Origin of the sequence: Marinobacter daepoensis DSM 16072, from assembly GCF_000421165.1 — a bacterium.
Lineage (GTDB): Bacteria > Pseudomonadota > Gammaproteobacteria > Pseudomonadales > Oleiphilaceae > Marinobacter > Marinobacter daepoensis.
Window position 1 is genome coordinate 67250 of sequence record NZ_ATWI01000010.1, and the last position, 25467, is coordinate 92716.

Sequence of the window (25467 nt, forward strand, 5' to 3'; positions counted from 1 at the left end):
GATCAGTTGGCCAGGTGCCGGCACTCTGCGTGGGCCTGGCAGGACACCAGGTGGTCGTTGACCATGCCGGTTGCCTGCATGAAGGCGTAGACGATGGTTGGGCCGACAAAATTGAACCCGGCTTTTTTCAGCGCCCGGGACATAGCATCGGACTCTGGTGTGGTGACGGGCACTTGGGATAGCGTTTGCCAATGGTTCTGAATGGGTTGGCCATCCACGAATTGCCACAGAAAGCCCGAAAACGACTGCCCGGCCTCCCGCAGCGCCAGGTAACTTCGGGCATTGCGAATCATGGAGTGCACTTTGAGGCGGTTCCGGATAATGCCCGGGTCTTGCAGCAGCCGTTCGATGTCCTGATCGGTGAAGCGGGCAATACGCTCCGGGTCGAATCCGGCGTAGGCCTGGCGGTAGCTTTCCTGTTTACGAAGAATGGTAATCCAGCTTAAACCGGCCTGCTGGCCATCCAGGCATAATTTTTCAAACAGGGCCTGGTCGTCGTACTCAGGGCGCCCCCAGACGGTATCGTGATAGTGCACGTAGAGTGGATCGGTACCACACCAGGGGCAGCGACCGGTGTTTTTTGTCATGCGGGCCTCGTGGTTACCTGGCTCGGATCAGCCGATGAAACAGGGGCTCCCAGTGGGCGTTCAGACTTGGAGCTGGTCTCAGAGTGTAGTCATCCGGCGGTGGTTCGAGCAAGGTGATTTTCGGCAGCGGGGTGCCGGTTTCTGACTCGGAGGACTGCGGATAAACCAGCGTGACGATAAACCCCTCTGCGTACAGGCAGGTTGCTTGCCAGTGCCGGTCGGGCTGGTCTCCGTACAGTTCGAAGCCCTTGCGCACTTCCAGAGTTTGCAGGTTTCCGGCAATGCCTCTTCCGGTGGCTTTTAGCCAGGCCTCTTTGAGCGTCCAGGTTTTCAGAAAACTGAAGGGATCATCTGCCGGCAGCAACCATGCTTGCTCGACCGGTGTGAACCAGCGTTTCGTTACCCGGACCCAGTCCGGGGTGCGCTGACTGGGTTCCAGGTCTATCCCCAGGGCACTGTTCCCGGTCGCGCAGGCTGCCAGCCCCTGGCTGTGACTTAGCGACAGGGCCCAGCCCGAGGGATTGGCCGAGGCGGTCGGTCGGCCGGGTATCGGCCGGCAGGCGTTGGGGGCTTCCCCGCTGACTCTGGCCAACGCCTGACGAATGAGCCAGCGACTGGTTACGTATTCCTGACGTCGGGTTCCTTCCAGGCGGTCGAACGTGCGGCTTTCGTCCTCCGTCATCCAGTCGGGGGCCTCCGGCGGGGTCCGGCTGATCTGGTGGCAGAGCCAGATCGCGGGTGATTCAGGGTTGGAGTCGCTGGACATTCCAGGCTTCGCCTTCGCGCACGTACTCGAATCGATCGTGAAGCCGGCTGGGCCGGCCCTGCCAGAATTCAATCCGTTCCGGAACCACGCGATATCCCCCCCAGAAACCAGGCAGGGGGATCTCACCGGAACTGAACTTGCGTTTCATCTCGGCGACTTTCTGTTCCAGTAGCCCGCGGGAGGTAATCACTTTGCTCTGTTCCGACACCCAGGCGCCAATCTGGCTGCCCCGTGGCCGGGACGAAAAATACCTTAGGGATTCGGCCTTGCTGACCTTCTCTACCGGACCCTGAATCCGCACCTGCCGATTCAGACCAATCCAGGGAAACAGCAGGGCTGCCCTGGGGTTTTCCTCAAGCTCCTGAGCCTTACGGCTGCCATAGTTGGTGTAGAAGACAAACCCCTGATGATCGAAGTATTTCAGGAGCACGGTCCTGAGGTCTGGCATGCCATCGGCGCCGGTGGTCGCCAGCGACATGGCATTGGGCTCCAGAATGCCGGCCGTTCGGGCATCCTCAAACCAGGTCTGGAACTGTGTCACCGGGTTGTCGCTCAGATGTTCCCGGTCCAGCCCTTCGCTTTCGAAATCCCGACGCATATCGCCGATATCCATGGTGCTTGTCTCCGTTGATTGCTACAGGGAGTCATACGTCAGCCGAGCATATCGGGTTCGATGGCCGCTGTCAGGTCTGGCTGACAAACACGGCGCGTGGGCGGTATGCTTGCGCTATAGAGTCGGGTACAGCCCAGTGGTCATAAGGGGAATGATTTGTGGCGAAGAAAAAGGCAGTGAGTCACCGGATGAGGAACCTGCTCATCGGGTTAGGGGGGCTACTCGGGCTTTATACGCTCGCCGGGTTCCTTGTGCTGCCCTGGTGGCTGGCACGCACACTGCCCGATCAGCTGGAGCAGCGGATGGGCTGGCACGCGGAGGTTGAGAGCATTCGCTTCAACCCTTTCGCCTTCAGCCTGGAAGCCGATACCTTCGCCGCCCGGGATGCCGACGGCGAGCCGGTGACGTCGTTTGATCATTTGCGGGTGAATCTCAGTTTTCTGCATCTGTTTCGCGGCATTATCGGGTTTGAGGAAATCCGTCTGGTGGAGCCAGATGTGCGTGTGGACCTACTGAACGACGGCGGGATTAACTATGTGCGGGACTGGCGTGCTGCCAACCCTGAGAGCGAAGATGCGGCGGCGGAGGATGCCAGTGAGCCGGGGGATCCGCTCAAACTGTATTTTCAGCAGGTAAGCCTTGAGGGGGGCGAGCTGTTGTTCCGGGATTTCTCTCAGGAGCAGGCCGCCGAGTTCCGGGTTGCCCCACTGGATCTGACTCTCAATGATCTGGCCACCTGGCCACGGGAAGGCAGCGATAGCCAGTACTCCGTCATGGCGGCATTGGGAGACCAGGTCATTGAATGGGAGGGGGATTTAAGCATCACGCCTCTGTACTCTGCTGGCCGGCTGAAGCTGTCCGGGCTCCGCTATGACACGGCCGCCCATTTTCTTGGGCCCTACCTGCCCTGGCAGCTGCGAGAGGGCACCGTCACTCTTGAATCGCGTTACGAACTGGCCGGGGGCGACTCGTTCGAGCTGATTACCTCTGAGGGTCAGCTCACCGTTCAGCAACTGGCCCTGGCGTTGTCGGCACAGGATCAGGAACCGGCATTGAGCATTGATTCGGTTTCGGTTGAAGGGATTGGGTTTGATCTGACAGGTCGTGAAGCTTCCATTGGTATGGTTGCGATTGAGCAACCCTCGGTGACGGCAGTCCGCAAGGCCAACGGTGAGATTGACTGGCAAGCCTCCCTGGGCAATCGCGATGCTGTCAGTGATGAGTCGGCGCCTGAACCACAAGCCTCGGCCCCGTTCCGTTGGTCTGTTCAAGGCGTTGAGCTGACGGGTGGCCAGGTTCGCTGGCGCGACCAGGTGCCAGATACCGAGGCTGACATAGCCCTCAATAATCTCACGGTGACGCTGGGTGGCCTGTCACACCATCTGGAGGAACCCATTTCCTACCGGGTGTCTTCCGGGTTGGCGGCGGGCGGCCGATTCTCCATGGCCGGCCAGCTGACCCCGACGCCGTTCACCTTCGAGGGTGGGTTGTCGGGCAGCGATATCCCGTTGTCTCTGGTGCAACCTTATGTTCGTGAGCAGGCCAATCTGGAACTGGTGAGCGGTCGGTTGGCACTGGATGGGAATCTGGACCTGGACGGCCAGGACGATCCACTGACCGGGACATTCAGTGGCAGTGCTGAGATTACTGGTCTGGATACCCGGCTGTCTGGTGGTGGCGGAGAGCTGGTGTCCTGGGAACTGCTGAGACTGGCCCCTGTAGAGTTCAATCTGAACCCCGCCAGGCTGGAAATCGGCACGGTCACCCTGAACAGCCCGGTGGTGAACGTCATCCGCGCGGCTGATGGCCTTCACAACCTGCAACAGATCGTCAACGCCAGTGGCTCATCGGTGGAATCGGAGCAAAACGCTGAACCGCCTGAGGGGGCAGACCCTGGCTTTATCTTCCGGATTGGTGAGCTGGTACTGGAGAAGGGGTCCATGGCCTATGCTGACCGGACACTGGAACCGCCGTTCAGCACGGCGTTCAATAATCTGGCCGGGACGGTGACCGGCATCAGTAATGTCCCGCCGCAGCAGGGGCAGGTGGCCATTGCCGGCCAGCTTGCGGGCGTGGCTCCGGTGCGCTTTGACGGCACCCTCGGGGCTCTTGGCACTGAGGAACCCAGCAACCTTCACCTGACAATGGAGGATCTGGCGTTGCCCGTATTGTCGCCTTACTTTGGTCGCTACCTGGGGTATTCGGTCGATAGCGGGAAGCTGGGGCTGGCCCTTGAGTATGAGATAACCGGCACCCGACTCAAAGCGTCCAATGAAGTGATTCTGGACCGCATGGAACTGGGGGCAGCCGTCGCCAGTGATCAGGCCATCAACGCGCCTGTCAAACTGGGCCTGGCTCTGCTGACGGACCGCAATGGTGTCATCGATGTGAATTTGCCGATTCAGGGCGACCTGTCTGATCCCCAGTTCAGTGTCGGCCAGATTGTCATGCGGGCGTTTGTAAACCTGCTGATGAAGGCCGCAGCGTCCCCGTTCAGCATGCTGGGGTCGCTGGCGGAATTTGCCGGCTTTAGCAGTGAAGAGCTGGGGTATGTCAGCTTTGTGCCAGGTACGGTGCAGCTGGGGCAGGACGAAGTTGAAAAACTGTCGGCACTGGCAGCAGCGCTCCGGGACCGGCCGGAACTGTTGCTGAACATTCGCGGTGGTGTTGCTTCTGAGGCGGACGCCCTGGCTTTACTGAAAAAGCAGATGGAAGCGCGAGGCGAGGACGTGACAGGAGACGCCTGGGCGCAGGCGCAGCAGGCCTGGCGCGACGGCGAGCGGAGTCTGCCCCCTGAAGCCCTTGGCCGATTGGCCTCGGATCGTGGTGTCGCGATCCGCCGGCTGCTGGAAGAAACCCATGATGTATCTGACAAACAGCTCTTTCTGCTGGACCCTGCCCGCGATGCGCCGGTGGATGACCAGGGGAACGTGACGGTTCAGTTCACGCTGGATGTTCGCTGAACCGTGTAAAAAGAGGCCTTGCCTGAATGACTGAGACGCCACGCCGAAAAGCGAGCCATTTTTTTGCCTATGTGTCCCGGCTTCGCTGGATCAAGCGCTGGGGACTGATGCGCAATGCAATTGAAGAGAATGTGGCGACCCACTCGTGGGAAGTGGCCACCGTGGCTCATGCCCTGGCTTTGATCCGTAACCGGCACTTTTCCGGGCAGGTCAACGCCGACCGGATTGCGGCAGCGGCCCTGTACCACGATGCCACGGAGGTGATCACCGGGGATATGCCCACCCCGGTAAAATACCACTCTCAGGTGATGCGTGAAGCCTTCGGTGATATCGAGCATAAGGCGGAAGCCGAACTTCTCGCGCTGCTTCCGGAGGATCTGAGGGATGACTTTTCGGGGTATGTGCAGGCATCCCGTCTGGCCCCGGAAGAAAAGGCGCTGATCAAGGCCGCCGACCGATTGTCCGCCTGGTTCAAGTGTCGGGCGGAGCTGCGTGCGGGTAACCCGGAGTTTGGCCCGGCGGAGCAGCAGATTCGTGAACAGCTGGAGGCCGGGGCTTTGCCTGAAGTCCGTTATTTTCTGGAGGTTTTTGCCCCAGGGTACGATCAGCCTCTGGACAACCTGCTGGGCTGAGGACCGAACTGGCTCTGGTGCCGGGCGGCCCAGGGGTCCAGTGCCATAGGTTTGCCTTGGGTGGGATTCTAAAGTAGCGGTGATCAAACGTGCTGCTTAACGGAAAACCACAACAAGAGGTTCTCGCCATGAAAGATCTCAAGAACAAGGTGGCTGTGGTCACGGGTGCTGGCTCTGGCATCGGTCGGGCCCTGGCCAACTCCCTGGCGGCCCGGGGGTGTCGACTGGCCCTGTCTGATGTGAATGACACCGCCCTTGCAGAAACCGCTGCGGGCCTGCCTGAGGTGGATGTCAGAACCTATAGCCTGGATGTTTCGGATCGCGAGGCGATCTACGCCCATGCGGCGCAGGTTCGCAAGGATTTCGGCCAGGTGAATCTGGTTATCAACAATGCCGGTGTGGCCCTGTCGGCCTCGGTTCGAGAGATGACCGACGAGGACTTTCAGTGGGTGATGGATATTGACTTCTGGGGCGTTGCCCATGGAACTAGAGCCTTTTTGCCACACCTGATTGAATCCGGAGACGGTCATGTTGTGAATGTCTCGAGCGTTTTTGGCCTGATCGGTGTGCCGAAGCAAAGTGCCTACAACGCCGCAAAGTTTGCGGTCAGAGGGTTTACCGAATCCCTGCGCCAGGAAATGAAACTGGAAAACCTGCCTGTTCAGGTGAGTTGTGTGCACCCGGGGGGGATTCGTACCAACATCGCCAACGCGGCCCGGATGGGCAAGTCAGAGAATGGCGAGGCCCAGCGTAAGGGCTTTGACAAGCTGGCTATGACCACGCCAGACAAAGCGGCGGACATTATTGTGAAGGGCATTTTAAAAAACGAATCCCGGATTCTCGTGGGCCCGGACGCCTGGGGCATCGACGCCATCAACCGGCTGCTGGGGTCTGCCTATCAGCCGCTGGTTGAACGTTTTTCCCGGAAGAACCTCTACGTCTGAGGACTCTGCCCGTGTGAGGTTTCGCTGGCTGGTTATTTTATCGCCAGCGAAGACCGACTATACTCTGCGGCCGATCCAGGGAAGAGTCCGCATGAATACGTCCAAACACCCGGATCTGGGCGCGACGCTGGAGCAGAGTCGCTCAGGTCTCCGGGACAATCACCGCCGTTCACTGACCAGACTGATGTTTCTCGTGTCTGGCTGCTCACTGGCAGTCTTTGCCCTTCTTCAGGTCTTTAACGGCTACCCCTGGCTCGCGTTGCTGGAATTGTGCGCCAGTGCCCTGCTGTTCTACGGTGTGGTCACACTGAAAACCACCCGGCATCTTCAGCAGTGGATTTACACCTATCTGGTGGCCATGTTTTCGTTTTTTATCGTCATCATGCTGTTGCCTGAGGCTTCCATTTCCGCCTTTGTCTGGGTGCTGATGATGCCTGTGCTGGCCTACCTGCTTCTGGGAAAACGTGAAGGGATGATCCTCAGCGTGCCTTTCATGCTGGTGGGTGGGGCGGTTTACTATGTCTTTCTTGGCCACGTTGGCTCTGCGCACGTCATGATTGATCTGCTGAATATGACGCTGTGTGGGGCGTTAATGCAGGTTTTCATGCACATGTACGAAATGCGCCGGGAGGAAGCCGAACAGCGGCTGGTGGACGTGGCCCAGACCGATGCCCTGACCGGGCTGGCCAATCGCGCCAGTTTTCAGGCCACCATGGCAAGGACCATCGCTGAGTGTGAGCGCAGCGGTGCGGGGTTTGCCCTGGTGCTGATGGACATTGACCATTTCAAACTGGTGAACGATACCCTGGGGCACGATGCCGGTGACCATGTGCTGAGGAACATCGGGCTCTGCCTGACCGAGCGTCTGCGTACCACGGATTTCGTCGGGCGCCTCGGCGGGGAGGAATTCGGGCTCATACTGCGTGATGTCAAACCAGCGGATGCCTTCGAGCTGATGGAGGAACTGCGGGAACGGATTGCCCGCCGGGAACTGCAGTACGGTGAAGCCGGGATCCGCGTGACAGCATCATTTGGTATTGCCCACTGGCCCGAGCATGGGCGTGAGGCAGAAATCCTGTATCGTGTAGCGGATCGCTGTCTGTACAGTGGCAAACGCGCGGGCCGGAACCGGGTTGCTCCTGCCGCCATGGTGAATGGCGGGGAAAGCGCCGGATCTGTTGCTGGCAGTCTCGGGTGATTGCGGTATCCTGACGGAAGACACCGGAACCCTGGCTGAGGATCCTGCCAACCATGTGTGAATTGCTGGCCATGAGTGCCAACACCCCGACCGACCTGTGCTTCAGTTTTACCGGCCTCACGCGACGAGGCGGGGACACCGGGCCGCACAAAGATGGCTGGGGGGTCGCCTTTTATGAAGGTAAAGGGGTGCGCTGTTTTCACGACGCCGATGCCAGCGCCTCATCCCGCATTGCTGAAGTGGTGCAGACCCACCCCATCAAGAGTGAAGTGGCCCTCTGCCATATCCGGCAGGCCAACGTCGGTGACATCTGCCTCGCGAATACCCATCCTTTCATTAGAGAACTCTGGGGGCGCTACTGGGTGTTTGCTCACAACGGCCAGCTCTCAGACTTTGAGGCTCCTCCGGGGTTCTACGAGGCGGTAGGCAGTACCGACAGCGAAGCGCTGTTCTGTGACATCCTTAATCACTTGCGCTGCCATTGCGACCGGGACACGCCCGAAGAAGAGGTGATTAAACGGCTGGTTGCTCTGGCCAACGCCTATGCCGGTCAGGGGGTGTTCAATCTGTTGCTCAGCAATGGCGACTGGCTGTTCACCTACTGCACGACCAAGATGGCCTGCATCACCCGTCGGGCCCCGTTTGGCCCTGCCCGTCTGAGAGACGCGGATGTGACGATCGACTTCGAACCGGAAACCACGCCAAACGATATTGTCAGTGTCATTGTGACTGAACCACTGACCAGTGACGAAACCTGGGATATCTACCAGCCTGGTGAGTGGCGCCTCTGGCGCAAAGGGGAAGTAGTCATGAGGGGCTGCCGCTGACGCGCAGCCCCGGCGGGGATCAGGCAGAGACGTAGTAGAGCCTGGTCACGTCTTCCTCTTCGAGCGCCAGCACCTCGGTTTCCAGCCTCTCAAGGTGAGCCAGGATGATCGTTGAGGTGTGCTCCAGCTCCTTGAACAGGCTTCGTGCCGTGTTCAGATCGGCTTCCTGGTTTTTCTTTCGCCCCAGTAGCTTGGCGAAAAAACCGGCCTTCGCATCATCCTCATTCTTGAACAGCAGTTTGAAGATCTGCATGTAGGTGTCGTGTAAATCCAGGTGAGGTTGTTCGATCTTCTGATAGGACGGCAGTGATTTCAGCCCTTGTCCCGGGCCGTAGTACCATTTCCCGAATTTACAGTCGGTACCCAGTACCGGGACATGCTCCTTGAGCATGTCCATGCCTTCGATCAGGGCGCTGGCGTACCGCACCCAACGAACGTGGCCCTGTTTGGCGGAGCGTAGCTCCTGAACGATTACCGCTTTTTGAGTCATCTTGTTATTCCGGATCATTTCCTTTGAAGCCCCGTGAGGCACATAAGCAGACGCTGGTCCTTAAAGCTCTCAGCATCAGGACGATAGCCAGAGAAAGAGCGAGGCTCAAGAGGACGTTACGTTTGCTTACGAATTGACCGGATGGAATGACATCGTTCCGGGCACAACGCGTCCTGAACCAGAAAACAGGTCGGTTGGTGCCCGGGCCCGGAAACCTTACTGCAGGGTGCGGCGATTTCCGTTCTTATATTGGGGCGCGATGTAATCCTGGATCTGTTCCTTGAAGCGGCCGATCAGTTCGCTGTTGTCTTTATCCCAGGGATGGAAGCCCGGTTTGAAATACTCGAACCAGGTTGGAATCAGGCTGGAAAAGGCACCGTTCTTCCCCCAGAAATACCAAAGCCCCCTGGCGCTTTCCCTGAGGGAGAAATGGCGGCGGTCTTTCAGCGCCATGCGGCCGGTGTACCAGGTGCTGACAATACCCAGTACCGCAGTGCTCAAGACCTGATAAACGGCGCGTTCTGTGTAGGTGCCGCCGGCCTGAAGGAAGACGTCGTAGGCAACGGCTTTGTGTTCCGTTTCCTCAATGGCGTGCCAGACCCAGAGTGGACGCATGCTTTCATGCATGTCATCCCGGACGTCGTCCCGCTCCAACAACATGTCAGCCATCATCGCGGTGATGTGTTCCAGAGCGCAGGTGATGGCCAGTTGGTGGCGCTTGGGCAGTTTGCGGGCGACATCCAGAAGGACTTTCAGGTCCCGCTCCATTTCCTCGACCGGCATACCCTGATCCCGCACGTGCTGGTTCATGGCAATGTGTTCCAGCGAGTGCATGGCTTCCTGACCGATGAAACCACGGACTTCGTCTTTCAGCTTCTTGTCCTGAATCTGGTCGCGGAAGGCCCGGACCGAGTCCACGAAAAACTGTTCGCCCTCCGGGAACAGTACCGACAGAGCGTTCATGGTATGGCTGACCAGGTAGTTGTTATTGAGCCAGTATCTGGGGACCTGTTCTCCAAACTCGAAGCCCATACGCTGTGGCTTGATGGAGACATTGTCCGGGGTGTGGGAGGCCTTGGACGATTTGTTGGGTTGTGTGTTCGTCAGCATGCTAATACTCCTCTGCGATGGAACGCTTTGGCTGATGTCATGGAGCTAGTGTGAGGAAGTCAAACCGAACCCGGAAGGCGCGAACGGGACGGCCATCGTCCACAATGGGCCAGAGGATTGGCCGGGGCGACAGTCGGGCCAGGGTGAGCAGTCCCACTGTTGCTGGGGCTGGCTTCTGATAGAGTCAGAGAGTCGATAAATCTCAAACAGGGACACTCTATGGTTGCAACCGGCGGCACAGGCAATGAGCGGCAGATGCTGGGCCTGTTTCTTGTACCCGGTGTGTACATGCGGGTGCTGGCTGAAACCGTGCGGCAGCTGGGGCACAACGACCGGCTGCTTTATCAGGGGCTGGACTTCTCACCGGACGACCTCAAGGCCAATGACAGCCGGATTTTCGTGACCGATGCCATTGTCATGGCTCAGCGGGCTCTGGAGTTGGCAGGCAAAGACGGCCTTAGCTTTCTGCTGGCCCGGGAGCTAAGGCTTACCATCCATGGCACGCTGGGGTTTGCCGCGCTCACCAGTCCTACATTTGAAGGCGCACTGGATTCTGTCCGTCGGTACATGCAGCTTCGGGCACCGTTCCTGAGTATGAAGCAGTCCCTCGCGGGAGACCGGGTTCTGGTCCAGCTGTGTACCGAATTCGATGTGCCCCGGCTATACGAGTTTCTTGCAGAGACGGTGAGTGCCACGTTGATTTTACTGACCGAGCAGTTGCTGGACCGGGCTGATGCGGAGCAAAACGGCTTTGCGCTTGAGGGCGGTAAGCTCCCCGGAGTGTCGGTGTGTCTTCGAGGCCCTGAACCTTCATACTATCGCCGATTCGCGGCCCAGTTGCCGGTGCGCTTTGAGTACGGCCAGGCGGAGGAGATGCTGATCTTTCCCCGCAAGCTGCTGGATGTCCGCATGCGTCTGGCGGATGCCGAGGCCTCCCGGATGGCCCGGGATCAGTGTGAGTTTGAGTTGCAGAAAGCGCTCAGGGAGCAGGGTGATATTGCGCTGGCGATTCGTAACATGCTGAGGATGATGCCGGGTCCTCTACCCTCTCTGGAAGTGATGGCCGAGCGCTTCTGTGTTTCCTCCCGGACACTCAAACGTCGGCTGGCAGACCGGGGCACCAGTTATCGTGAGATCGTTGAGGCGGTCCTGAAGGACCGTGCAATTCAGTTGCTGCGCTATACCAATCAGTCGGTCAGCGAGATTGCCTATGAACTGGGTTACGCAGACCTGTCCAATTTCAGCCGGGCGTTCCGCAAGTGGACAGGAAAGTCAGCCAGTGAGTTTCGTGAGGGTGGCCCAGATCCGGCACCTGAGGTGGGGCCCTGACTGCCCGGATTGTGATTTTCAGCAGCGCCCCCATAGTGTCCCTATCAAAGGCGCGTCCCGGAGTGGGCTGCCCGGAACATCTCCATTGTCTAACCTGACGGGAATCGCTATGACGCAAAGACCTGACACCCACAGTAAACTGCTTGGTTATCTGCTCTGGATCTTCGGGTTTCTTGGCTCCCATCGTTTTTATTACGGCAAACCCGTCACCGGCACCCTCTGGTTTTTCACGCTGGGTCTGTTGTTCGTGGGCTGGATTATTGATCTGTTCCTGATTCCGGCCATGGACAGGGAAGCCGACTACCGGTTTCAGGATGGCGTTGTCAGCTATAACGTAAGCTGGATCCTGCTGACGTTCCTTGGTGTTTTTGGGGTCCACCGGATGTATATGGGCAAGTGGATAACGGGTATTTTGTATCTGTTTACCGGCGGTTTGTTTCTGATTGGGTTGCTGTACGATTTCTGGACACTGAACAGCCAGATCTCGGAGCGAAACCATGCCAGCCAACTGGGCTGATCAAAGGCCCGCGTCGCTCTCCAGGTCTTCCAGCCCCTGCTCCAGATAATCCAGCATCCGCTGAAGACTGGGCAGGGTCCGGCGGCAGCCGATCAGCCCGAATTCCACCTGATCGTTGTAGCTGGTCAGGGTCACATTCAGGGCCAGCCGGTCCATGGCGATGGAGGCCGGATACATGCCTTCCAACCGGGCCCCATTCCAGTACAGAGGTTTTGATGGCCCGGGAACATTGGAAATCACTACATTGAAGGTCTGCCATTTCGGTGCCAGCCCGGTCAACAGGTGGAAGGCTGCCGGCGCGAGGGTCAGGGCAGTGTAGTTAACGATTTCTTCCGGGCTCATATGACGGTAACGCGCCTTGGCTGCTTCCATGCTGTGGTGAATGTTTAACAGTCGTTCTCCGCCCTGATGTACATCGGTGTGAAGGTTGGCCAGGATGACGCCAACCTGGTTGCCTCCTGAGCTTTCGTCCTGGCGTAACGAAACCGGTACAAAAGCTACGAGAGGCTTATCTGGCAAGGCATCCTGGTTCATAAGGTAGGTGCGCAGAGCGGCCGCGCACATGGCGGTCACCACATCGTTGACCGTAGTCCCATAGGCCTCACACACGGCCCGGATCCGTTTCAGGCACCAGGACTGGGCGGCGAAGCGACGAGAACCGGTGATTTTCTGGTTCAGAACGCAGCGTGGGGCATGGAAGATGGAGTCGTAGGTTGGGTCCCTCCTGGCCTGATGGATGGTTTTCAGCAGTTCCTTTGCCACACTTGGAATGGTGCCGAGCTGGCGGCCAGACAGGTCCAGCACATGGGCGACACTGCGCCAGAGTGAAAGCCCGCCGGGCTCTCGGTCGTCCCTGGGGCGACACGGCAGATCCCAGATTGGCGGCATACCCTGCTCGTTCGGGTTATCGCTCAGCATGCGGGTGGCCATGCGCATGGCAGAGACTCCGTCTACCAGCGAATGATGGATCTTGGTGTAGAGCGCAAACTGGCGGTCTTCCAGCCCTTCAATCAGATGCACCTCCCACATGGGGCGTTCTCGATCCATCGGGTGTGAATGCTCGGCAGACACGAACGACAAGAGTTCACGAATACGCCCGGGGGTGGGCAGTGCCTCGAAACGGAAGTGATGTTCCAGGTCCAGGTGCCCGTCGTCTACCCAGACTGGCTGCCCCAGTCGGTGGCTCAGGCGCTGGTTGAATGGGTGGGTTACCTCACATTGCCGGCGGAGTTGTTCGGCCAGTTGTGACACGTAGTTGTCTGGTGCACCGTCCGGAAATGAAAAGAGCTGAAGGCCGCCAACATGCATGGGCTGCTGGCGCTTTTCCAGCCACAGGAACAGCTGATCGGTGGGAGTCAGGGGCGTCACGGGGCGATCCTTGTTCTTGGTTTATACCCCGATACTACCCCACTCTGCCGAAGGGTAAATTGGCTTTGGCAACACCCGAGGCGATCAGCTTGGTGAACGGTTTACTGGTGTTCGCCGCGCAGAGCCTTGACCTTCTGTTCCAGACGCTCAGCCTTGGCTTCCTGAGGGTCCACCGGGAGCCCGGCCAGAAGGTGAATCCGCGACCAGAAACGCCGGGGCCAATGGCTGAGTGCTGGCCCGCCACAATGGCTGAAGAAGCTGCCCCAAAGCCCCTGAAGCGCCATGGGCACAACCGGTACCGGGCGCCGGGCCAGGATCATGTCGACACCGGGTTTAAAGGTATCCACCTCGCCGTCTTTGGTGAGTTTGCCTTCCGGAAAAATACACACCACGTGGCCCGCCGCCAGTTCCTCGTCGATGCGATTGAAGGCGGATTCATAGATCTCCGGTACTTTTGATTTCGGGCCGATGGGAATGGCTTTGGCAAGGCGGAAGAAGCTTCCCATCACGGGCGTGGCGAAGATGTTGTGATCCATCACAAACCTCACGGGGCGGCGCACCGCACCGGCGATCACCAGAGCGTCCATGTAGGAAACGTGGTTACACACCAGCAGCACCGGGCCTTCCTCGGGGATTCTGTCCAGATTGTGGTGGGTAACCCGGTAGATGGTGTGGGAGAGTACCCAGATCACGAAACGCAGGGCAAAGTCCGGCACTTGCTGGTACACATAAGCAGCCACGATCAGGTTCATGATCGACAGTACCAGAAAGAATTCGGGAATTGAGAGCCCGAACAGTCCCAGCATGAGCATGCCCAGCAGAGCGCTGACGACCATAAACAGGGCGTTGAAGACATTCAGTGCGGCGATGACACGGGCTCGGGTCTCGGGCGGGGTTTCCCTCTGGACATAAGCATACAGGGGAACGATGAATAGCCCGCCAAAGATACCGATGGCCAGAAGGTCGATGGCGACCTGACGGTAATGGGCATCGGTGAGAATCATCCACCAATCTGACGGAATCGGTTGCTCGGGCATGTTGAAGAACAGATCAATGCCAAAAAAGCTCAGGCCGATGGAGCCAATAGGGACGATGCCCAGTTCAATCTTATGCCCTGACAGGCGTTCACAGGCAATGGAACCCGCCGCGATACCAATGGTGAAAATGGCCAGCAGGATGGTGACCACGGTTTCGTCGCCCATCAGGTTGGTCTTGGCAAAGTTGGGGAACTGGGTCAGGTAGGCGGCCCCCAGGAACCAGAACCAGGAAATGGCCATGATGCTGAGGAACACGTTGTGATTGTCCCGGGCAATGGCCATCAGCTTCCAGGTTTCCTGCAATGGCCGGAACCGGATACGGAGGTCTGGTGCGGCGGCTTCCGCCTTCGGAATCCGGAACGCAGCCACCAGCCCAAGGCCTGCCAGTATGGCGACCGCCACAGCAATGACCGGGCCGGGAACGGGTGTTTTCATCATCACGCCTGCCATGAGTGTTCCCACCAGAATGGCGACAAAGGTGCCCATCTCTACCAAGGCGTTGCCACCCACCAGTTCTGACTCTTTCAGGGCTTGCGGCAGAATGGCGTACTTCACCGGGCCGAAGAATGCGGATTGAACCCCGGTCAGGAACAGCAGCAGGAACAGGACCTCGTACCAGCCGAACCAGAGGCCAACGGCAGCGATGCCCATGATGACCACCTCCGCAAACTTGATCCAGCGGATAACGGCCGATTTCTCATACCGGTCTGCAACCTGCCCGGCGATGGCGGAAAACAGAAAAAATGGCAGGATGAAGAGCATGGCCGCCAGGTTGACCACCACATCTGCTGACAGGCCGAACAAACTGCCGGCGCTGTAGGTGACCAGCAACAGCAAGGCATTCTTGAACAGGTTGTCGTTAAACGCGCCGGCAAACTGGGTAACAAAGAATGGCAGAAACCGTCGCTGCGACAGCAGACGAAACTGACTGTGATCGTCCATAACCTGAGGTTCTCCCTTTGGGGTTGGCCGCAGACTAACCGGCGCCCGGGAGATGGTCAAGCCTGGCACTTGCGTTCAGAGCACGTGCCAATGCCTTCTTTCTCCAACAAAAAAGCCGGGGCAACATGCTCTCTTCAGAGCGTCGGTGCCCCGGCATTAATGCCAACAACAATGATCTGATGGTCCGGCCTGATTCCCTGGCCGGTAGCGTCGTCCCTAAGGTTCCATAAGCGAGTTCTGTGCCAGCCTGATCATGCGTTTAAAACAATGAGTTGAGGGAAAACGTTCTGGCATGGCGCCGGGCTGGTGTGATTATTGCGCCTCGGTGGTGCGAGGCGCACAAAAATGGTTCAGGCTGTATTGGCGCACCGAAGAAGGTGCAATGGCACCCGGTAGCGCAGAATCTGGCCGTGGCTATGAACGGCAACCGTGCAGGTTTTCCGGTTCACTCGGATGATCTGTCCACGCTTTTCGTGCTTGCTCTCGCCGAAAAGAACCAGGTCGCCGGCCTGCCAGGGGCTGCACTCCTCGCCCGGATGAGGGAATCTGAAGGGCGCGGACGGAAGAAGAAGGCCAAGCGCGAGGGCACCGTCTTTCAGAAAGGTTCGGGTGGCGTCTGCGGCCCCTGTTCTGTGCAGTTTGTCCAGGCACACGTAGAAATGCTGGTTGTGGACAGAACCGTAGCGCCGTTGGCCTGCGCTGTGCTGCAGCAGGTGGGCAAACTCATGGCAGCAGGTATGAGCGAGCAGATTCACCACGCTCACCTCGCCCCCGAAATAGTCCCGCCTCTGGATTTCCCGGGTGGACAGCCACCCCTGGGCCGTTTCTGGCTGATGTTTGGCCGCAATCATCTTCGCGCCATAGGTAATCAGGTGGTGTTTCCGGTGTGGATCAAAGCGGTGGTAGGTGGCCTGTCCGGCACCTGTTCGTAAGGCCAGTGCGACACCGGGATTCTGTTTGAGCACGGCGCCCCTGGCGGATGCCCAGAGAATTTCACGGGTGGCTTCACACATGAGCGCACCGAGTTGTTTGATGGCGTCTGGTTGCGGTGATGTCACAGCGTTTACCGGTGCAGATGAGCGGGCGTGGGTTCGCTGTATTGTCCGGTAAAAAGAAGGGGAAAACAAAAACGGCCGACCCGAAGGTCAGCCGTTTTTTTAGGATCGAACCTGAGGGATCAGGCTTCGACCGGGGAACGCCAGTCGTCAGCACCAGAGGTACCGGCAACCGCGTGCTCCCAGGTGACCTTGCGGTAGGCCAGGGATACTTCTACCAGTTGGGTGAACTCGGCCTTGGCCGGGTCCTGGCAGTGGGGCATGTTGCAATCGATGTTGATGATGGTGGCGTCTTCCAGGATGGTGGAGAAGAAGTGCTCCTGCTTGCCTTCTACGGAAGTGCGGTACCACTTCAGCTCTACCTTCGGCAGCATTTCGCCGGAAGCCAGGGCATTGTACATCAGCGGGGTGGCTTTGTTCAGGGCTGCCGTGAACTTGAACGGCTTGTGAACGCGCTGACCGGAAGGCTGACCGGACTGGGGATCGGTCGGAACGGTAACAACGTGGCTGAATTCCTGAACCAGCACTTCGTCTTCGTGACCTTCAACGTAGATGTTGCCTACGGAATCGGAAGTGAACGCGCCAGCGGTGATGTTACCCTGGGTTTGGCCTTCGATGCTGATATAACAAGGAGTTGGCATAGTCTGCTCCATGACAATGTTGTGAATGAGTGTCCCAAGGATGTTCCCTGGACGGGCTACACATATACAAGTGCCGCGCCAGAATTAAAAAAACAAATAAAATCAACTGGTTAGTGTTTTTTTGAGGCTGGGCAGGTTGTGTTCAGGCAAGGCTTTGCTTGGTTGGTAGGCGAGGTTCTGCTTGCCGGGCAAAAAATTGCTCGGGCGTATTCTGATCATCAACGCAGGTTAAACCTGACAGGCAGTGCGTATGTAAAGGAGGCCCCGTGCATGGCGTCGGGCACCGCTGGTAGCGGTGCGGCCTGTTCAAGCATCTCCTGCGCTGCGTTGTCCAGCAGGGTGTGTCCTGAGGAATCCCTCAAGGAATGGCTGATCAGGGTGCCGTCGCGCCGGAACTCAAAGACGATCACCGGAGTGCCTTCCTGTCCCAGACGACGTGCCCGGCGAGGATACTCGTAGTAGCGGGCAAGATGACGGCTGAGTTGGCTCAGGTAGCTGTCGACTTCAGCCGATTGCCCGGCGTTCTGTAGTGGCACGGCATTCTGGCTGGCGTCGCTGTCAGCTTCCTCTCCCAAGGCCTGTTCTGCCGCCGCCGGAGCCTGTTGAGTATCGGTCTCTGAGTTGGACGCAGGCTCAGGTTCGGGTTCGGGTTTGGGCTCAGGCTCAGGCTCAGGTTCAGGTTCGGGTTCAGGTTCGGGTTCAGGTTCGGGTTCGGGTTCGGGTTCGGGTTCGGGTTCGGGTTCCGGGGTTGGTTCTGGCTTTGCCTCAGGCTCTGGTTGAGGTGTGGACTGGGCTTGCGGCTTTGGTTCCGCAGCCTTTTCGCCGGCCAGGCTGATTCGGATGGCCGGAGCTGTGTTCACCGCGCTGTCGCCCAGAACAGGCATTTCCAATGGTTTGTCTGGTGTTGCCAGAACGGCTGCGGCGGCCGTGGCCACAATCGCGATGGCCAGAAACAGTGTTTTAGGGAAGCGTCCTGCCGGTGTCATGCCTGTGGCTCCGTTAAAAGCAGAACGTCGGAGTACCCGCCGCGTTCAAGGACTCGAAGCAGTTCTTCGAGGTCTGCCATGGTCAGGCTTTGGTCTGCTGCGATTTTCAGAGGTTGGGTGGCGTCCGGTGCTGGCAAGACGGAGAGCAGGCGATCCCGGTTCTGAGGGCTGCCCTCTACCAGCCACTGACCGTCTGCACGGACCATCAGGTCTGCTTCCGGTGATTGCTGTTCCCGGGTTGTTTCTGTCCCCGGCAGCTCTGGCAAGGGTTCATTGGTGAGCTGTCCTGCCACAATAAAGAACATCAGCAACAGAAACACCAGGTTGATCAGGGGCAGCAGAGCGTCTTCGACGCGTTCCAGCAGGCCCTTGCCAGAAGTTGATGGGGGGGGAACCAGGTCTGTCATGAGTCGGGGGCGTCTGTTCGCTTCCAGTGCGGTTCAATGCCGGCATTATCCAGCGCGCTGAGTGTCCGTGTGAAATGAGCCAGGCTGGTTTCGGGAGTGGTCGCCAGGTTCACTTTGGTCAGGCCCTGGGCCTTCAGGGTTGGCAGGAGTTCTGATAACCCGTAGTCATTGTCTTGCCAGCGAATGGTGCCGTTCGCAGCTACCCGGAGCTCCGGAAGAGGGTCGCCCTCGGTGCTGCTCCGTTGGCTGGTTTCGTTTGCCAGCTCCAGGTAGTCGAGAGGCAACAGCCGGGTGGTCAGCATGAAAAACACCAGCAGAATGAACACCACGTCGATCAGTGGTGTTATCCGGATGGGGATTGGACGGCTTGGCCGGGGGTCAACCAGTTGCATGGGCCAACCGTGGGTTACCGCCAACAGAGTAGGCCGGTTCAGGTTCGTTCTGATTTTCGCGGCTGGGTTCCGAGGGCGCTGTGACCGGATCGGCCTGCTCGGTGGCGGGCAGTACGTTAAAAACGCTGACCAGAGTGCTGTTGATGGTCTTGTGGATGCGACGCAGTCGGAACTCAATCCAGGCCGCAAGAGCGGCGAACGGAATGGCGACCACCAGACCGGCGGCTGTGGTGGTCAGGGCTTCATAAATGCCGCCGGAAAGCTGGCTGGCATTGGCGCGGCCTTCGGTGGCAGCCATGGCACTGAAGGCTTCCATCATCCCCATCACTGTCCCCAGTAGTCCAAGCAGGGGGGCCAGGGCCGCAATAACCTCGATGATTTTCAGGGGAGCTTCAAACGGTTCCAGTGCAGCCTGAGCATCTCGAACCGCGGTTTCCCGAATGGCGCTGATGTTGGGGTTGGTCTGGCTGGCCGACATGCTGTTGACCAGCAGGTGCATCAGGGGATTGTTGCGCCCGAAAAAGCTGGCTTCAGACCGAACCTTCTCCGGTGATGCTTTTGCCGGAGAGGCCTGCCACTGATGCACCAGATCTTTGAGTTTCCGGGTGAGTCGGGGGGCGTAAAAGGCGCCAAACAGCATCAGGTAAAAGAACGTGATCACGCCAATGGCTGCAATGGCGATCAGAACGATCATCACGGGGCCGCCCATGTCGACGAGTTGGGCAAGTGGGCCGTTATCCACAAAAGGCGTGGCGGCGGTGATGGTATCCATGCAGATACTCCCGATAAACGAAAACAGAACTAAATAATAACGATTATCAGTAGATTTACAAGGGGTGTCTCAGCCCAGCCAGCCTGCGGAGCCGGCGGCTTGCCAGAGCAGACGAATGGCCAGCAAGGTCAGGACCAGGTTGAATGCCCGATGGAACCATTGGTTGTTGATGGATCTGAGCAGATGCAGCCCCAGCCAGGTGCCGGCAAACCCGCAGGCAATCATGGCCAGGATGAACGCCAGCCAGTCGGAGAACACAAAGCCCGCAACCCCGAACACCAGAGCCTTGGGGGCGTGCTGCAAGGTCATTGCGGTGCCAAAGGTAGCAACAGTGCGAAAGCGGTCGGTGTGGATCTGTTTGATAAAGGCGGCGACAAGGGGGCCTGTCGCGCCGACAAACAGGCTGATGAAGCTGGTTGTGGCGGATGCGAAAAAGATGCCCGTCGGGCCGAAAGAGGCTTTCGGGAGCCCGGGGCCCCAACACAGGTACAGGACAAACAAGGCGATGCTCAGCTGCCACAAGTGGGCTGGGAGGTCCACCAGCAACCAGGCGCCCAGACCGGCCCCTGCCAGCACCCCCGGTGCAAAGGCTGCAATCACCTTCCAGTCTATATGATGTCGGGTCAGCACGGCCCGGCCGCTGTTGGAACCCAGCTGGATCATGCCATGAACAGGAATAATGGCGGCCGGGGGCAGCCAGGAAGCCATCAGTACCAGGAGCAGCACGCCACCCCCTGCTCCCAGGGTCGCGGTAATCATTGATGTCACCATGGAGGCCATTAGCAAAAAGGCAATGACGCTGGTGCTCAGGACATCCGGAAACAGGCTCATGGAACTCACTCGGGTATTGGCGTAAGCTCCTGAGTTTCCGGTTTATAGCGGGAATGTCCAGAGGACGTTAACCAGACAATAATAAGCAGGGTTGCCAATGAAACCGTCCGAGTACCTGAGATACGATGCCACTGCCCTGGCCGATCTGATTCGTCGGCGTGAAGTCTCCGGCCGGGAAGTTATTGAAGCCGCGATTGATCGTGCCGGCCAGGTCAATCCCCATCTTAACGCCATCTGTCATGCTCAGTTTGCAGATGCCATGGATCAGGATTTCCCTGAGGACGGTCTGTTCGCGGGGGTTCCGATGCTGCTTAAGGATCTTGCGCAGGAGCAGGCCGGGCATCCATGTACCAGTGGCAGCCGGTCCCTGCGAGACAACGTGGCCACCCGCGATTCGCAGTTTGTGAGCCGGGCCAGGGAGGCCGGCCTGGTGTTTCTTGGCCGCACCGCTACGCCGGAATTCGGCTTGAAGGCGGTGACCGAATCAACTCTCTGGGGCCCCAGCCGAAATCCCTGGGATACCGAACGCACGCCGGGAGGTTCCAGTGGTGGTTCTGGTGCGGCGGTCGCCGCGGGAATTGTACCGATGGCGGGGGCCAACGATGGTGGTGGGTCTATCCGGATACCGGCCGCTTATAACGGCCTGTTCGGGTTGAAACCCTCACGGGGGCGGATTTCTGCCGGCCCCCAAGTGGGAGAAGCCTGGACCGGCGCGTCCACAGATCATGTGGTTTCCCGAACGGTCCGAGACAGTGCTGCCATGCTGGACGTTCTGTCAGGCCCCGCCAGTGGTGATCCTTTCATGATCCCCGGTCCGTCTATGCCGTGGCGCGATCTGATGCAACGGGCGCCCGGGCAGCTCCGGATTGGTGTGTTCACGTCGTCGCCCTATGAGACAGAGGTCGCCCCTGAGTGCGTGGCGGCGGTGGAAGAGACCGCAAGGCTGCTGGAGTCTCTGGGGCATCAGGTGGAATATGCTCGCCCGGACTTTGATGGTCCGGCGCTGGCCCGCTGTTATCTGGCCCTGTATTTCGGTGAGGTTTCTGCGCTGATGGATCGCGCGAAGTCGCAGTTTGGCGCCACAGACCGGGACTTTGAACTCGAAACCCGCCTGCTGGGAATGCTGGGGCAAGCCATGCCGTTGCCGGATTACGTGCGTCTCCGGCAGCAATGGAATGATTTTGCCCGGGCGCTTGGTGCTTATTTTGAGCGTTTTGATCTCTACCTGAGCCCTTCCACCGGGCAATTGCCTGCGCGAATTGGTGAAATGGAGACCCCCGCGCACCTGAAACTGGTGGCGCGGCTGATGCTGGGGCTGAAAGCGGGGAAGCTGGTGCATAAAAGCGGGCAGGTTGACCAAATGGCCCTGGAAAGCCTGGCCAGAACCCCGTTTACTCAATTGGCTAACCTGACGGGCACTCCAGCGATGTCGGTTCCTCTGCACTGGAGTCGTGACGGACTGCCCGTCGGTGTGCAGTTTGGAGCGCCTCACGGGGGGGAAGAGCGCTTGTTGCAACTGGCAGCGCAACTGGAAGAGGCCAACCCATGGTTCAGTCATTATGAACGGCTGGAACAGGCGTTCTGATAGAAAGAAAAAGAGCGCGCCCTGGGGGTTGTGATTCACCGGTACGAACACCACGTTTATCTTTGCAACCGGAACAGGCTATGCTGTTAGACAGGGACATGAGTCCCGGACGAACCTGATGGCATCGAAGAGGCGAGCATCTTATGAACCAATCGATGGCAATCGACGATCTGGTATCCGTAGCGCAGGCGGAAGCCATGGGGGAGCTGGATGCCCCGATGATGGCGATCGTCCTGTCCAGTGATCAGAGCTACGACCTTCCCATCAACTCTTTGGAGACCGATGCCGATAAGGCACGCTGGGGGCTTATTCTGAGGGCGGCCAGAGAGCATGTAGAGGCCGATGCGGTGGCGGTGCTCTACCCTGCCTGGACGACGATTCGCCGAAAGCCGGCTGAGGACGAGACCGTGTCGGAACAGAGTGCGTCGGAGGACGACGCTCAGGATGACGACAATGGCCCCATCGACACCCTGTTTGTGCAGTTGCATACCCGTGATCGTATTTACTGGCGGGGCTTCGAGCAGATCCGTGATCCACGTCATCAGCGCATCATCGGTTTCCGGAGGATCAAAGCGTTGTCGACCGATTACGACCGGGACAATGCGCCGTCGGTTGCGGCCTGGTTAAGCACACTGTTCGAACCGCTTCCGGATGAAGGTGAGGAAACTGCCGTTGACCGGGAGCTCGCCGACCTGCTGGAAGAGCCGGAAGTCAGCGCAGCACTCTACCCCCGGCAGATGCGCTCACTGCACTGAGAGCCATGCGGGTTTCCCCGCCACTAGCGATGGTGGCGGAGAAATTCTAAAAACTCGCCGGCAGGGAGCGGCTTGCAGAATAGGTAGCCCTGTATCTCGTCACAACCATTCTCTTTCAGAAACGCCAACTGAGCCTGTGTTTCCACCCCTTCAGCCACAACGGTCATGTTGAGGCTGTGCGCGAGTGTGATGATGGTGCGGACAATTGCGCCGCTCTCGGTGTCGTGCGCGATGTCGGCCACGAAGCTGCGATCTATCTTCAGCACGTCAATGGGAAAGTGTTTGAGGTAGGTCAGGCTGGAATAGCCGGTGCCGAAATCATCCAGTGCCACGCAGACACCGATGTCTCGAAGTGCCTGTAACTGGCGCACTGCCGCCTCCATGTGCGTCATGAGGGCTGTTTCCGTTACCTCCAGGGTCAGGAGCCTGGGCGGCAATTGCAGGCTCTCCAGAGCCTGAATGATCTGCTCGGACAGGCGTTGGTGACCAAACTGATGGGCCGAGATGTTGATGGCGACCCGGATGTTCTGATCTTCCTTGTCACGCCACTCGGAGATCTGCCGGGTTGCGTCCTCAATGATCCAGGCTCCGATCGGCAGGATTAATCCGGTGTCCTCTGCGATAGGAATGAAGTCTGTGGGAGAAATCATCCCGAGCTGGGGGTGGCGCCACCGAATCAGTGCTTCGGTGCTTCGGATCGTGTTGCTGCTGAGATCGAGTTTCGGCTGATACCAAAGAGACAGTTCGTGCCGGCTTATGGCGTTTCGCAAGGATTGTTCCAGATAGAGCCGCTCCCGCATCCGGTTATTCATATCGGCTGAGTAGAACTGAAAGCCGTTACGTCCCAGGTCTTTGGCCCGGTACATGGCGGTATCAGCGTTTCGGAAGAGCTCATCTCCAGACTCGCCGTCTTTGGGATAGATGGCGATACCGATGCTGGCGGACGCCACGATTTCGTGACCTTTGATGACAATCTTCCTTTCAAACTGGCGAAGCAGCTTCTGCGCCAGGGCAACAGCGGAGTGTTCGTTCCGGACGTTTGTGCTCAGGATCATGAACTCGTCGCCTCCCAGCCGCGCCACGGTGTCGCTTTCTCGTACGCACTGAATCATTCGGGCGGCGACCCGTTGAATCAGCCGGTCACCGATGGCGTGTCCCAAACCATCGTTCACCCGTTTAAACTGATCGAGATCCAGCAATAGAACGGCCAGATTGGTTTTTTCCCGGTTGGCCTGGGCGATGGCGTGGTCGAGCCTGTCCCGGAGCAGGTTGCGGTTGGGCAGGCCGGTCAGGTCGTCATGATTCGCCTGATACTCCAGGGCGGCCTCATAGCGCTTTCGATCCGTCACGTCGTTGAAGACACTGATGAAGTGGGCAACGTCACCCTGATCGTTGTGGACGGCGGCCAGAGCCACCTCGTTCCAGAACAGGCTGCCGTCCTTCCGGTAGTTTCTGAGTATCGCCCGGGCGGAGCCCCCATGGCGCATGCAGTTCCGTAGCCGGTCCAGGCCGGGTTGCTCGTGATCATTGGCCAGCAGAAAGCGAGGGCTCATGCCCAGAATTTCGTCGTGGGTGTAGCCGGTCATGAGACTGAAAGCCCGGTTGGCGTAGATCACCGGGTTGTCCCTGGTTTTATCCGCCAGGCAGATCACAATGCCGTTGCTGCTTTCTTCAATGGCTCGATCGTACAACTGAAGCTTGCGGGCCCGGCTCTCCAGCTGCAGGTACAGGCTGCGGTTTTCATAGACCCTTCCGGCCATGGCTGCGTGGGAGCTGCACAACCACTCGTCCTCTTCGGTAAATGGCTGGTCGTCCAGGCGGTTGACCAGGCAAACCCAGCCGTAGACTTCGGTCGCGGACATGATGGGTGAGATGACGCAGGCTCGGACAGGGGGGTAGCCTTCGGGCAAGCCAATCCGCAGGTTGTGTTGTCCGGCGGCGTGGAGCCTTTTGGTGGTCTTATCCCGCAGAACCACCCCGGGCAGGCCGCCGTCGAAATCCGGGCAGGCTAGCCCTTGTTTGCTGTCGGGCGAAAAACCACTCAGGAACAGGCGAATCTGCTGGCCGCCATTGTGGTTCTCGTTGACGCACAGAATGCCATAGCAGGCGCCCACCAATGCCCGGGCATCGCGACAGATGGTTTCCAGCATACGTCCGGCGTCCCGCATTCCGGATAGCTGTAGGTTGATCTCGGTCAGGGCGGCAAGGCGCCGGTTCGCCTTTTCCAGTTCGTCACTTTTACGGGACAAAGTGTCGGTGAGAATGCGTGTGTGCTCTGCCTCGAACCGGTTTTCGTCCACCGGAGGTGCGGGAGCGGTTTCTTCCGGGCGCAGTGCGCTCCCAATGGCTTCCAGGACATCTTCGGGGACACAGGGTTTGAAAATGATCCGTTTAACGCCCAACTGGTTGGCCAGGGTACGCGCCTCGTCTTCGCGATAGTTGGCCGTATAGAACATGATCTCTGTTTCTGCGATATCGGGGGTCTGACGCACCTGGCGCACAAAATCATATCCGTCCATTACAGGCATCAGAAGATCGCAGATCACCAGGTCAGGTCTGTGCTTTCGCACGACGGCCAGGGCCTGCTCTCCGTCCGGGGCTTCCAGAATGTTGTGCCCCAGATAGCCGGCCAGGGAAGCGACCAGTTCCCGGTTTGGTTCGTGATCATCAACAATGAGTATTGTTGCCATGGTGTCGCTCTCCCTGAATCGACAGGCCGG

Annotated in this window: 24 protein-coding genes; 9 read left to right on the forward strand and 15 right to left on the reverse strand. The window is 58.7% G+C overall.

Going from position 1 to position 25467, the window contains the following annotated elements:
- Positions 1-2 precede the first annotated feature (2 nt).
- From K325_RS0110155 to pdxH, 3 genes are read right to left on the reverse strand one after another with little or no spacing between them, the layout of a single operon-like run.
- Positions 3-587: a DNA-3-methyladenine glycosylase I gene (locus K325_RS0110155; RefSeq protein ID WP_029654154.1), complete on the reverse strand. Its 585-nt coding sequence runs from the start codon at positions 585-587 to the stop codon at positions 3-5.
- A gap of 13 nt (positions 588-600) precedes the next feature.
- Complete coding sequence (locus K325_RS18035; protein WP_036193388.1) at positions 601-1353, reverse strand: 4'-phosphopantetheinyl transferase family protein; 753 nt, start codon at positions 1351-1353, stop codon at positions 601-603.
- Positions 1331-1966: a pyridoxamine 5'-phosphate oxidase gene (gene pdxH / locus K325_RS0110165; RefSeq protein ID WP_029654156.1), complete on the reverse strand. Its 636-nt coding sequence runs from the start codon at positions 1964-1966 to the stop codon at positions 1331-1333. The genes K325_RS18035 and pdxH overlap by 23 nt, the downstream gene beginning before the upstream one ends.
- A gap of 158 nt (positions 1967-2124) precedes the next feature.
- On the opposite strand from pdxH, the gene K325_RS0110170 reads away from it, so the two are divergent.
- The 5 genes from K325_RS0110170 to K325_RS0110190 all read left to right on the forward strand — a co-directional run bounded on the left by K325_RS0110170 (position 2125) and on the right by K325_RS0110190 (position 8530).
- On the forward strand, positions 2125-4929 hold the full coding sequence (locus tag K325_RS0110170) for a DUF748 domain-containing protein (RefSeq protein WP_029654157.1): 2805 nt from the start codon (positions 2125-2127) through the stop codon (positions 4927-4929).
- A gap of 26 nt (positions 4930-4955) precedes the next feature.
- Positions 4956-5561, forward strand: coding sequence for a 5'-deoxynucleotidase (yfbR, locus tag K325_RS0110175; RefSeq protein ID WP_029654158.1), 606 nt, complete (start codon positions 4956-4958; stop codon positions 5559-5561).
- Between the two features lie 128 nt (positions 5562-5689).
- On the forward strand, positions 5690-6505 hold the full coding sequence (locus tag K325_RS0110180; RefSeq protein WP_029654159.1) for an SDR family NAD(P)-dependent oxidoreductase: 816 nt from the start codon (positions 5690-5692) through the stop codon (positions 6503-6505).
- A 91-nt stretch (positions 6506-6596) separates the two neighbouring features.
- Positions 6597-7703, forward strand: a complete 1107-nt coding sequence (locus tag K325_RS0110185; RefSeq protein ID WP_029654160.1) for a GGDEF domain-containing protein — start codon at positions 6597-6599, stop codon at positions 7701-7703.
- A gap of 53 nt (positions 7704-7756) precedes the next feature.
- Positions 7757-8530 carry a class II glutamine amidotransferase gene (locus K325_RS0110190; RefSeq protein ID WP_029654161.1) on the forward strand — a complete coding sequence of 258 codons (774 nt, stop codon included), beginning with the start codon at positions 7757-7759 and terminating at the stop codon, positions 8528-8530.
- A 19-nt stretch (positions 8531-8549) separates the two neighbouring features.
- Here K325_RS0110190 and K325_RS0110195 read toward each other — a convergent pair whose 3' ends face one another.
- A complete protein-coding gene (locus K325_RS0110195) occupies positions 8550-9020 on the reverse strand; it encodes a CZB domain-containing protein (protein WP_051146619.1) in 471 nt (156 codons plus the stop codon).
- 216 nt (positions 9021-9236) lie between these two features.
- Entirely contained in the window at positions 9237-10130 is an 894-nt protein-coding gene (locus K325_RS0110200; protein WP_029654163.1) for a metal-dependent hydrolase, read from the reverse strand.
- 219 nt (positions 10131-10349) lie between these two features.
- Between K325_RS0110200 and K325_RS0110205 the strand changes: the two genes are divergently transcribed.
- A complete protein-coding gene (locus tag K325_RS0110205) occupies positions 10350-11459 on the forward strand; it encodes a helix-turn-helix transcriptional regulator (RefSeq protein ID WP_029654164.1) in 1110 nt (369 codons plus the stop codon).
- 109 nt (positions 11460-11568) lie between these two features.
- Positions 11569-11976: an NINE protein gene (locus tag K325_RS0110210; protein ID WP_029654165.1), complete on the forward strand. Its 408-nt coding sequence runs from the start codon at positions 11569-11571 to the stop codon at positions 11974-11976.
- Here K325_RS0110210 and K325_RS0110215 read toward each other — a convergent pair whose 3' ends face one another.
- From K325_RS0110215 to K325_RS0110255, 9 genes are all read right to left on the reverse strand, one after another.
- Positions 11977-13344, reverse strand: a complete 1368-nt coding sequence (locus tag K325_RS0110215) for a WS/DGAT/MGAT family O-acyltransferase (RefSeq protein WP_029654166.1) — start codon at positions 13342-13344, stop codon at positions 11977-11979.
- A gap of 101 nt (positions 13345-13445) precedes the next feature.
- Positions 13446-15323 carry an MFS transporter gene (locus K325_RS0110220; protein WP_029654167.1) on the reverse strand — a complete coding sequence of 626 codons (1878 nt, stop codon included), beginning with the start codon at positions 15321-15323 and terminating at the stop codon, positions 13446-13448.
- A 350-nt stretch (positions 15324-15673) separates the two neighbouring features.
- On the reverse strand, positions 15674-16381 hold the full coding sequence (locus K325_RS0110225; protein ID WP_029654168.1) for a hypothetical protein: 708 nt from the start codon (positions 16379-16381) through the stop codon (positions 15674-15676).
- Between the two features lie 119 nt (positions 16382-16500).
- Positions 16501-17019 carry an Hcp family type VI secretion system effector gene (locus K325_RS0110230; protein WP_011783759.1) on the reverse strand — a complete coding sequence of 173 codons (519 nt, stop codon included), beginning with the start codon at positions 17017-17019 and terminating at the stop codon, positions 16501-16503.
- Positions 17020-17237: 218 nt separating this feature from the next.
- Positions 17238-18005 carry an energy transducer TonB gene (locus K325_RS0110235; RefSeq protein ID WP_029654170.1) on the reverse strand — a complete coding sequence of 256 codons (768 nt, stop codon included), beginning with the start codon at positions 18003-18005 and terminating at the stop codon, positions 17238-17240.
- Positions 18002-18412 (reverse strand): ExbD/TolR family protein, encoded by a 411-nt coding sequence (locus K325_RS0110240; protein ID WP_029654171.1) that lies wholly within the window; start codon positions 18410-18412, stop codon positions 18002-18004. Before K325_RS0110240 ends, K325_RS0110235 begins: the two co-directional genes overlap by 4 nt.
- Positions 18409-18804 (reverse strand): ExbD/TolR family protein, encoded by a 396-nt coding sequence (locus K325_RS0110245; protein WP_029654172.1) that lies wholly within the window; start codon positions 18802-18804, stop codon positions 18409-18411. The genes K325_RS0110240 and K325_RS0110245 overlap by 4 nt, the downstream gene beginning before the upstream one ends.
- A complete protein-coding gene (locus tag K325_RS0110250) occupies positions 18791-19576 on the reverse strand; it encodes a MotA/TolQ/ExbB proton channel family protein (RefSeq protein WP_029654173.1) in 786 nt (261 codons plus the stop codon). Before K325_RS0110250 ends, K325_RS0110245 begins: the two co-directional genes overlap by 14 nt.
- Positions 19577-19645: 69 nt before the next feature.
- Entirely contained in the window at positions 19646-20407 is a 762-nt protein-coding gene (locus K325_RS0110255; RefSeq protein ID WP_029654174.1) for a sulfite exporter TauE/SafE family protein, read from the reverse strand.
- Between the two features lie 97 nt (positions 20408-20504).
- Here K325_RS0110255 and K325_RS0110260 point away from each other — a divergent pair, with 97 nt between their 5' ends.
- Both K325_RS0110260 and K325_RS0110265 read left to right on the forward strand, forming a co-directional pair.
- Positions 20505-21992 (forward strand): amidase, encoded by a 1488-nt coding sequence (locus tag K325_RS0110260; RefSeq protein WP_029654175.1) that lies wholly within the window; start codon positions 20505-20507, stop codon positions 21990-21992.
- Positions 21993-22135: 143 nt separating this feature from the next.
- Positions 22136-22747: a hypothetical protein gene (locus tag K325_RS0110265; RefSeq protein WP_029654176.1), complete on the forward strand. Its 612-nt coding sequence runs from the start codon at positions 22136-22138 to the stop codon at positions 22745-22747.
- 23 nt (positions 22748-22770) lie between these two features.
- Here the strand turns inward: K325_RS0110265 and K325_RS0110270 are convergent, their stop codons facing one another.
- On the reverse strand, positions 22771-25437 hold the full coding sequence (locus K325_RS0110270) for an EAL domain-containing protein (RefSeq protein ID WP_029654177.1): 2667 nt from the start codon (positions 25435-25437) through the stop codon (positions 22771-22773).
- Between the last annotated feature and the right edge of the window lie 30 nt (positions 25438-25467).

Excerpts from the sequence above, each read along its gene's own strand:
- K325_RS0110235 (WP_029654170.1), bottom strand. The coding sequence starts at position 18,005 with ATGACACCGGCAGGACGCTTCCCTAAAACACTGTTTCTGGCCATCGCG.
- K325_RS0110185 (WP_029654160.1), top strand. The coding sequence starts at position 6,597 with ATGAATACGTCCAAACACCCGGATCTGGGCGCGACGCTGGAGCAGAGT.
- K325_RS0110230 (WP_011783759.1), bottom strand. The coding sequence starts at position 17,019 with ATGCCAACTCCTTGTTATATCAGCATCGAAGGCCAAACCCAGGGTAAC.
- K325_RS0110210 (WP_029654165.1), top strand. The coding sequence starts at position 11,569 with ATGACGCAAAGACCTGACACCCACAGTAAACTGCTTGGTTATCTGCTC.
- K325_RS0110250 (WP_029654173.1), bottom strand. The coding sequence starts at position 19,576 with ATGGATACCATCACCGCCGCCACGCCTTTTGTGGATAACGGCCCACTT.
- K325_RS0110265 (WP_029654176.1), top strand. The coding sequence starts at position 22,136 with ATGAACCAATCGATGGCAATCGACGATCTGGTATCCGTAGCGCAGGCG.
- K325_RS0110260 (WP_029654175.1), top strand. The coding sequence starts at position 20,505 with ATGAAACCGTCCGAGTACCTGAGATACGATGCCACTGCCCTGGCCGAT.
- K325_RS0110190 (WP_029654161.1), top strand. The coding sequence starts at position 7,757 with ATGTGTGAATTGCTGGCCATGAGTGCCAACACCCCGACCGACCTGTGC.
- K325_RS0110255 (WP_029654174.1), bottom strand. The coding sequence starts at position 20,407 with ATGAGCCTGTTTCCGGATGTCCTGAGCACCAGCGTCATTGCCTTTTTG.
- K325_RS0110220 (WP_029654167.1), bottom strand. The coding sequence starts at position 15,323 with ATGGACGATCACAGTCAGTTTCGTCTGCTGTCGCAGCGACGGTTTCTG.
- pdxH (WP_029654156.1), bottom strand. The coding sequence starts at position 1,966 with ATGGATATCGGCGATATGCGTCGGGATTTCGAAAGCGAAGGGCTGGAC.
- K325_RS0110195 (WP_051146619.1), bottom strand. The coding sequence starts at position 9,020 with ATGACTCAAAAAGCGGTAATCGTTCAGGAGCTACGCTCCGCCAAACAG.
- K325_RS0110270 (WP_029654177.1), bottom strand. The coding sequence starts at position 25,437 with ATGGCAACAATACTCATTGTTGATGATCACGAACCAAACCGGGAACTG.
- K325_RS0110180 (WP_029654159.1), top strand. The coding sequence starts at position 5,690 with ATGAAAGATCTCAAGAACAAGGTGGCTGTGGTCACGGGTGCTGGCTCT.
- K325_RS18035 (WP_036193388.1), bottom strand. The coding sequence starts at position 1,353 with ATGTCCAGCGACTCCAACCCTGAATCACCCGCGATCTGGCTCTGCCAC.
- K325_RS0110240 (WP_029654171.1), bottom strand. The coding sequence starts at position 18,412 with ATGACAGACCTGGTTCCCCCCCCATCAACTTCTGGCAAGGGCCTGCTG.
- K325_RS0110155 (WP_029654154.1), bottom strand. The coding sequence starts at position 587 with ATGACAAAAAACACCGGTCGCTGCCCCTGGTGTGGTACCGATCCACTC.
- yfbR (WP_029654158.1), top strand. The coding sequence starts at position 4,956 with ATGACTGAGACGCCACGCCGAAAAGCGAGCCATTTTTTTGCCTATGTG.
- K325_RS0110245 (WP_029654172.1), bottom strand. The coding sequence starts at position 18,804 with ATGCAACTGGTTGACCCCCGGCCAAGCCGTCCAATCCCCATCCGGATA.
- K325_RS0110200 (WP_029654163.1), bottom strand. The coding sequence starts at position 10,130 with ATGCTGACGAACACACAACCCAACAAATCGTCCAAGGCCTCCCACACC.
- K325_RS0110205 (WP_029654164.1), top strand. The coding sequence starts at position 10,350 with ATGGTTGCAACCGGCGGCACAGGCAATGAGCGGCAGATGCTGGGCCTG.